Raw genomic sequence first — 7,785 nt, 5'->3', positions numbered from 1 at the left:
AGGACCGAACCGACCAGCAGATCCCGGCTGTAGCTTAAAACGGCGCCCGAACTGTCCAACCGATAGGGAGCAGCTCAAATCTTGCCGTAGCCAAACAGTTTGGACGATTGCCATTCAAAGTTCCAACGCGGGACGGGGTTCCCATGAAAGGGCTCGGGAGCCTAATGTCGAATCACCAATCGACCGACGGTGATATCGTCGAAGTCGATGCGGTTAGGCTCGACGACTTCCTGGGCGAAGCCGCGGATTTGCCCAACATTGCCTGGATCGATGTGGAAGGAGCTATTGGCGAGGTAATCGCAGGCGCTTATCGAACCTTGTCAGCATGCAAGCTCGCCTACATCGAGCTGGAAACCCGTCGAATTTGGGAAAATCAACTTTTGGATGAAGATGTATTTTCCGCCTTGGAGGAATTCGGACTGGTTCCGTTGTTGCGTGATGTCCAGGCCCCAACACAGTTCAATGCATTGTTTGCCAGGCTGGGAGCCGTGTCCGAACCATTCTTTCGAGATGCCGTGATCCGCTATCCGTCTGCAATTCGGAGGGACTTTCTGAGCCTACCATCCACCTGATCCATTCGCGCTCGCAATCGCGATCAGCAGCCTGCACCGCCTCCGTTCGACCCTTGGCAGCGCCAGCGCCATAGCCGCCTCCACGATCACGGGCGATGATCTCGATGCTCGGCCGCTCTGCGAGCCAGCGCGGACACAGTTGCCGGCTCGCGGTCCGAGAGCTGGTCGATGACTAAACGTCGCTCCCGATCGCAGATCAGTGCGCCGTAGCGGCGGCTTTTGCGCCACGCCCAGTCGTCAATGCCGAGCGCCGAAAGGCGCCAGCCAGGGCTGATAGTCATGCCGTTCCTCGCAAGAGCGGCGACTTGTCGCCAGTGTAGACGCCGCTTCAAGCCCCATGTCACAACGACGTGGTCAACACTGTTCGGGTGTTGCCCGCTGTCGGTCAGTTCCCGCACGACCATGTCGCCGAGACAACTCGACTGCGCCGAATGCGGCGAGATCCGGAGGCACCCCCGACATGACAACGGACCTGGGGCCAGCGCGCCCGATCCTCTATTTTCGGGGTCACGCCAAGAATCGGCTCAGACTGCACGTGCTTTTGATCTCTCACGGCCCCACGCCACCGGGCGACATCGTCGTCGCGGACGGGACCCATGCGCCGGCGCTGATCTATGAGTTCGAGGGCCTGTCGTTTTGGCGGTACGAATTCGACCTGCCGGCCGGGGCGCCCGGATACCGTTTCGAGGGCGACGACTACGCGGTCGTCACCGAGCTCGCCGGTGACCTTCGCCTGGCGTTCGTGAGCTGCAACGGCAAGGAGCATGGGGACCTCGACCGCGAGCCGGCAGAGCGCAACGCAATGTGGGCGAGGCTGTGCGAGGAGCACGAAACGGCCCCCTTCGCCCTCCTGCTGCAAGGCGGCGACCAGATCTACGCGGACGAGGTCACCGACGGCCACCCACTCACCGACAAATGGCCGGACGACCTCGAAGCGGTGCCGCGACCGGACGACCTTGCAGACCTGAAGCGCCACCTGGAGCGCGGCTTCATCGCCCGATACGTGAAGGTCGTTCGCGCACCCGACGCCGCGAGGCTCTACGCCGAGGTACCGACGCTCTCGATCTGGGACGACCACGATATCTGTGACGGTTGGGGCTCGCTCCCGGAGGAGGTAGCGGACGGCCCAGTCGGCGCGGTGCTGTTCGAGGTGGCACGGCGCATGTTTCTCCTCTTCCAGCTCGGGCTGGTGGAGAGCGACATCGCCGCGCACCTGCCCGACCCAACGGGGGCCAACCTCGGCTGGCGGCACCGGCTTCCGGGCGTGACGCTGGTGGCGCCAGACCTGCGCTCGCAGCGGCGGCGGGACCGCATCATGGGCGCCGAGGGGTGGCGGCTCGTGACCGGGACGGACCCTCAGGGCGACCACACCATCGTTGTCTCAAGCGTGCCGCTCCTGGGGCCGCGCCTGTCGCTCATCGAAAGACTGCTCGTCATGATCCCGCAGATGCAGAAGTACGAGGACGATCTGCGCGACCAGTGGCAGAGCCACGTGCATCGCGACGAATGGCGGCGGATGCTGGGCGAGATGAAGCGGCTGCGCGCGAGCGGTGCGGTGACGGTGGTCTCCGGGGAGATCCATCTCGCGACGCGCGCCGAGATGCGCGCGTCGGAGGGGACGATCCACCAGCTCGTCGCCTCCGGGATCACGCACCCGCCGCCAGGCGGAGCCTACGCGTCCGCGCTCGGGCTGCTCGCGAGCTTCGGCGAGGCGCCGCTGCCGGACAGCCCCATCGTCCTTCTGCCGCTGCCGGGCCACCGGCGTCGCTACGTCGCCGAGCGAAACTTCCTCACGCTTTCGCGCCGGGACGGTCGATGGCAGTCGCAGTGGCACCTGGAGCAGAGCGGCCCGACCGCCCCTATGGATCTTTAAGCCATCCTGCACTCCATAGCGCGCAGCTCCGGCCGCGCGCCATTAAGCCAATACCGGATCGGCGTCGGTGTCCTGGTGCCGGGCTCCGGCTTTACGCGACCTCTTGGCGTGCCGCCTCGGCCTCGGCGTCGAGATAGCCGCGTAGGCCAGGCGGAAGGCCGAGGCAGTCGGCGAGGGTCTGAAGGTAGGCCTGCTCCGCAGCCGTGTCCGGATCGATGCAGAGCGCAGACGTGAGATAGATCTCGGCGCGCTGCTCGTCGGTGCGGGCGAGGCGCGCGATCGTCGCAGCATCGGCTGGCTCGGCGAAATACTCGTAGAGCGCGACCTTCTCGGATGGGCCGAGATCCCATGTCGTCACCTGCTCGCGAATCTGCCGGTGTTCGTCCTTGTCGATATGGCCGTCGCTCTGCGCTGCGGCGATCATGGCGCGGACCAGAACGAGACGGAAGTCGTCGCCGGCGGCGTCGCGATCGTTTTCGACGTCGAAGGGGCCGCCGGGGGGCGGATTGGAAGGCTCGTGCGGAGAGGTGGCGGCGCCGGGGGCGTTCTTCGCCTGCCAACGACGATAGGCCTTGTAGGCGAGCCCTCCGATCGTAGCCAAGCCGCCGTACTTGACGAGCTTACCACCGACTCCGCGCTTGTTCTTCGAACCGGTGATCAGGCTGAGCAGACCGCCGGCGGCGGCGCCCCCGATGAGACCCGTGGCCAGCCCTCCCGCAAGATTGGTGGGCAACCCCTCCGTGAGGTTGGACGCGAGCCCTCCCACGAAATCGGAAGCCTGTTCGCCGCCACCCTTTTGAGAGAATCCGGAACCGAGAGCGCTCTCCAGGATCGATTTCACATCCATTCGGTTTGCCCTGTCGAGTTAATGCCTTCGCCCGGAGCTATGGGCGGGACCTCTGGTGTTCAAGCCGGTGTCCAGATCCACAGCTGCCTCGGAACGAGGCTTCCGATTGACGAAATCACACGCTAACCGCCCCTTCCGTCACGGAATCTGGCTCACAGGCCGGTCAAAAGCTTGAAATTGCGCCGGCTCGTCGGCGCCACGTCAGCGTGCCAACGCGACGATCTGTCCGCGAAACCATGGGCACCAACATCATCGCCGCGATCTGGCTTCGGCCCTGCGGTTCGACGGCCTCCAGCAGGCGGTCTAGAGGGACACGTCATCGGCCTCCCGTTATTCGACAAGGCAGCGTGGCGATGGGCCCCGTGTAACGCACGCAAAGCCGCAAAATGCAGCAGAACAGAGGCGCGTTGGCGTAAGCGCGCAGCACAGCAAAGCCGCAGAAGCGCAACGCTGCATGCCCACGAAGGTGCAAAGACGCAAAAGCGCAACGCCGCATGCCCACGAAAGCGCAAAAGCGTAACCGGACAGACCCGCAGAAGCGCAAGCACGCAACACGGCATGAGCGTATTCGCGTATCAACACAGGCGCGCATGAGCGCGATCCCGCAGACGCGCAGACGCGCAGACGCGCAGACGCGCAGACGCGCAGACGCGCAGACGCGCAGAATGGTAGTCACGTATTTCCGCAAATGTGCAGAGTGACAATCACGTAATTGCACAGAAGAACACAGCACAATTGATGCTTTTGTTCAGCATTTGAGGTTGAGGTGAAAGACGAGGCAGGATATATCGGAAAGTAGAACTTTCGCGATTAAAGCCCACCTCACCGTCTCGACCCTCCCCGCATGACCGACGATCACGACCGCCAGCCGCCCTGGCCGAACCGCCGACTCTCGGGTGGTTCGTGGACGAGCGACGCCTCCAACCCAGCGCCCAAACGGGCCGAGAAGACGGTCTCGGTGAAGATGACGGAGGCCGAGCTCGCCGCGTTCGACGAGGCGATCGCCCGCGCGGGGCTCAAGCGGAACCGCGCTTTGAGGATCGCGGCACGTCGGATCGGCGGGTTTCTGGAGGCCGATGCCGAGACGCTCGCCGTCCTGAAGGACCTTCAAGCCCAGATTGCCGGCATCGCGCGGAACGTGAACCAGATCGCCAAGTCCGCAAATCGGACCCACGACCCGGACTATCGTGCCTTCATGGAGGAGCGCAGAGACCTCGGAAAGGCGCTGTCGCGCCTCGATACGGAGCTTCGCACCATCACCGAGACCGCGACCCGGCGCACGGACGGCGAGGCGCGGCTGCGCAAGGCGTCGTCCTCGTGAGGCAACCGGTCCTGGACCTTTTGGCGAAGGGGAGGGGGGCTCCGGCCTACGTTTCCGCCGTCGACGCCGTCATGGGCGAGGATTGGGGCGAGGTCGATTTCGGACTCGGCGGACGCGCGGCCATGCGGCAGTCCATCGCCGCGGCGCATCAGGAGGACATCGCGCCTGGCGGAGCGCCGATGCCACCTTGCGTTCCAGGGCACAGCGCTCAGGCCGTGGTGAAGATGGTGCGGACCGGCGGCGCCCGGAACGTCGCCGGGCTGAAGGCGCAGATGAATTATCTGGCGCGCCAAGGTGGCGTCGAGCTGCAGCGCTCCGAGCGCTTCATGGGCATCGAGATCGACGAGGAGGAAGTCGCGAACATGGTCCGAGCCTGGGCCATGCCGACCGACGGCGAGGGCCGCGCGGACCGCACCTCGCACTTCATCGTCAGCTTCCCGCAGGGGACCGACGAGGCGGCGGCCGAGAGAGCCGGCCGCGCGTGGGCCGAGGAGATGTTCGGCTCCGGCGCCTATGGCGGCGACAGCTTCGACTACTACACGGCCTTCCATACCGACCGCGACCACCCGCATATCCACGTCGTCGTGCATCGGCGCGGTCTCGACAACGGGACGTGGCTGAAGGTCTCCAAGCGCAGCGACTTCAACTATCAGGCGATGCGAGACCTCGCCGTGGCCGTGGGGCAGGGGGAGGGGATCGACCTCGAGGCGACACCGCGGTACGCCCGCGGCGTTCATGAGCGGACCGTGCCCGACGCCGAGTTCCGCCGTGCCTCAAAGGAGGGGCGCAGACCGGTGGCGCCCACTCATTCGGAGGTCTCAGCGATCCGAGCCGCGGCCGCGATCATCCACTACGCCCGGCGGTTCGCGGCCGAGGCGACGATGCTGGAGCGCGACGCGCCGGAGATGGCGGAGGCCCTGCGGCGCGTCTCTGCCACGATCGAACATGGAAAGGCCTTGTCCGAGCGGCAGGACCGGCACACGAGGATCAGCCGAGAGGAGATTGCCACGATGAGCCAGAAGCTCGACCAGGCGCGCATCGAGACGCAATCACGGTTCGACCGGATGGACGAGGGGATCGCCGATCTGCCGGGCGGTGCGGAGCGCGTGCGGCTGATGCGGCAGGTGGCGAGCCTCAAGGCCGAGGCGGCGCCCTACATGCAGGACGCTCAGTATCGTGACTTCCAGCGGCCCGCCGCGCCCGGGCGCTATCAGAGCCTCGCCGGCAGCGACGCGCAGAGTGCGGCGCTCAAGGAGGCAGCCGATGTCGAGGTGCGCCGGATCGCCGAGAGATACGGTCTTAACGGCGAGGCGACGGTGGAGCGCTATTCGGGCGGGCCGCCGTCCAAGGCCCTCGCGGACCAATATGGCGCGGCCGAGGCGCGTGAACGCGAGCTGTCGCGCAGCCTGCGCGGCGACCGCGAAGAAACCCGCGAGCAGCGCGATCGCGCCTTGCAGCGCATGCACACGGAGATCGCTGCCGTCTATCAGACGGCACGCGAGGAAGCCCGGAGCGGGCCGGCCGTCGACGCTGGACCCGGGATCCGCACCACGTCACCGCCCGCGCGCAGCGCAGCGGTTGACGCGGACAAGGCGCGCACCGACAAGAATACCGAGGCGCAGCGAGCTGAGACCGATCAGCAGGAGCGCGACGCGCAGGAGCGAAGGAACGCCGCCCGCAAAGCGCGCGAGCGAGATGGAGGACGCGGGCTGTAGGGGCGGACGTCGTGGGAAAGACCGCACGCGACGTTCTCGTCCTCGCGCTGATCGGGCTCGCTGTCGGGCTCATGCTGGGGGTGCTCGCTGCCGGTGGCTACACGGCGTGGCGCACCGGCGGTGACATCGCCGATGTCGGCTTCGAAACGTTCTTCGAGCATGCTCCGTGGACCGTCGGCCGGTTCGGGGAGCCCTTCCGGACGGGTCTCATCGTCCTCGCTGGCGTCGCGGCCTTGCTTGTCGTGGCGGTCCCGGCCGTCGGCCACAAGCCCAAACGCACGAGCCACGGCTCGGCCGAGTGGGCGAAGCCTCAGGAGCTGCGCAAGGCCGGGCTCACCGCCAGGCTCGAGGACGTGCGCGGACCGATCTACGGCAAGCTGGCGCGCCCTCGATCCGCGGGCGAGTTCTTCACCTCGCACGACATTCCGCACAGCCTGATCGCGGCGCCGACCGGATCGGGCAAGGGTGTCGGCGTCGTGATCCCGACCCTCCTCACCTACAAGGGCTCGGTGTTCTGCCTCGACGTGAAGGGCGAGAATTTCGAGCTGACCGCGCGGCGTCGTGTCGCCATGGGCGACCGGGTGTTCAAGTTCAGCCCCTACGATCCGCATGGCCGGACGCATCGCTATAACCCGCTCGCCACCGTTGCCGACGTCCACCCACGCCGCCGCTTTATCGAGGCGCGCCGTCTGGCCGCCTCGCTGATCGTCGCGCGCGGCAACGGACAGGGCTTTCTCGAAGGCGCTCGGGAGATCTTCGCCGCGACGGCGCTGCTCGCCATCGAGCGCGGCACGCCCCGGATCGGAGCGATCTATGATGCGCTGGCCGAGCCCGGAGAGGCGTTCGAGGTCTTTCAACGCCTCGCGCGCGAGGTCGTAGCCGAGGAGGCGAAGAAGATCTTCAACCGCATGGCAGGGATGGAATCGCGCATCCTGTCCTCCTACCTCTCCGTCCTCGCAGACGGCGGGCTCGGCCTTTGGGCCGATCCAGCCGTTCGGGATGCCACGGACGAGTCGGACTTCGGCATCGACGATCTGCGCCGCGACCCGACGTCGATCTTCGTCATCGTTTCGCCGAACGACATCGTGCCGCTGGCACCGCTGGTCCGGCTGATGTTCCAGCAAACCATCTCTCTCCTGCAGCGTGCCGAGCCCGGCCCGGATGAGCCCTATCCGGTGCTGTTCCTCCTCGACGAATTCGCCTCGCTGGGACGTATGGAGGTTCTGCAGCAAGCCGTCACGACGCTTCGCGGCTACGGCGGGCGCATCATGATCGTGGTGCAGACCCTCGCCAGCATCCGCGACAATGCTCTTTATGGCCGAGAGGGCGCGGCCGTGTTCCTGGCGAACTGCCGCTTGCAGCTCTTCATGTCGCCCGCCGTGAGCTGCTCCCTATCGGTTGGACAGTTCGGGCGCCGTTTTAAGCTACAGCCGGGATCTGCTGGTCGGTTCGGTCCT

7 protein-coding genes are annotated in these 7,785 nt (G+C 66.2%); 5 read left to right on the top strand and 2 right to left on the bottom strand.

What is annotated here, in order from left to right:
* Positions 1-143 precede the first annotated feature (143 nt).
* Positions 144-572: an FkbM family methyltransferase gene (locus tag DLJ53_RS34355; RefSeq protein WP_483396336.1), complete on the top strand. Its 429-nt coding sequence runs from the start codon at positions 144-146 to the stop codon at positions 570-572.
* A gap of 86 nt (positions 573-658) precedes the next feature.
* On the opposite strand, the gene DLJ53_RS35020 is transcribed toward DLJ53_RS34355, so the two are convergent.
* Positions 659-853 carry a hypothetical protein gene (locus DLJ53_RS35020; protein ID WP_146620200.1) on the bottom strand — a complete coding sequence of 65 codons (195 nt, stop codon included), beginning with the start codon at positions 851-853 and terminating at the stop codon, positions 659-661.
* Positions 854-1,107: 254 nt separating this feature from the next.
* Here DLJ53_RS35020 and DLJ53_RS34350 point away from each other — a divergent pair, with 254 nt between their 5' ends.
* Entirely contained in the window at positions 1,108-2,445 is a 1,338-nt protein-coding gene (locus DLJ53_RS34350; RefSeq protein ID WP_211100743.1) for an alkaline phosphatase D family protein, read from the top strand.
* 91 nt (positions 2,446-2,536) lie between these two features.
* On the opposite strand, the gene DLJ53_RS34345 is transcribed toward DLJ53_RS34350, so the two are convergent.
* A complete protein-coding gene (locus DLJ53_RS34345) occupies positions 2,537-3,292 on the bottom strand; it encodes a tellurite resistance TerB family protein (protein ID WP_111352809.1) in 756 nt (251 codons plus the stop codon).
* Between the two features lie 844 nt (positions 3,293-4,136).
* On the opposite strand from DLJ53_RS34345, the gene DLJ53_RS34340 reads away from it, so the two are divergent.
* The 3 genes from DLJ53_RS34340 to DLJ53_RS34330 form a co-directional block, all read left to right on the top strand.
* Positions 4,137-4,613, top strand: coding sequence for a DNA mobilization endonuclease VirD1/MobC family subunit (locus tag DLJ53_RS34340; protein WP_111352808.1), 477 nt, complete (start codon positions 4,137-4,139; stop codon positions 4,611-4,613).
* Entirely contained in the window at positions 4,610-6,328 is a 1,719-nt protein-coding gene (locus DLJ53_RS34335) for a relaxase/mobilization nuclease domain-containing protein (RefSeq protein ID WP_146620199.1), read from the top strand. The genes DLJ53_RS34340 and DLJ53_RS34335 overlap by 4 nt, the downstream gene beginning before the upstream one ends.
* Positions 6,329-6,339: 11 nt before the next feature.
* On the top strand, positions 6,340-7,785 hold a 1,446-nt coding region (locus tag DLJ53_RS34330; RefSeq protein ID WP_148713071.1), incomplete at its 3' end, for a type IV secretory system conjugative DNA transfer family protein.

The sequence above is a fragment of the Acuticoccus sediminis genome (assembly GCF_003258595.1).
Classification (GTDB): Bacteria; Pseudomonadota; Alphaproteobacteria; order Rhizobiales; family Amorphaceae; genus Acuticoccus; species Acuticoccus sediminis.
Note: the sequence above shows the minus strand (reverse complement) of the source record. Positions and strands in the feature narration are given on the sequence as shown.

Coding starts and splice junctions, on each gene's coding strand:
- DLJ53_RS34355 (WP_483396336.1), top strand. CDS start 144: ATGAAAGGGCTCGGGAGCCTAATGTCGAATCACCAATCGACCGACGGT.
- DLJ53_RS35020 (WP_146620200.1), bottom strand. CDS start 853: ATGACTATCAGCCCTGGCTGGCGCCTTTCGGCGCTCGGCATTGACGAC.
- DLJ53_RS34345 (WP_111352809.1), bottom strand. CDS start 3,292: ATGGATGTGAAATCGATCCTGGAGAGCGCTCTCGGTTCCGGATTCTCT.
- DLJ53_RS34340 (WP_111352808.1), top strand. CDS start 4,137: ATGACCGACGATCACGACCGCCAGCCGCCCTGGCCGAACCGCCGACTC.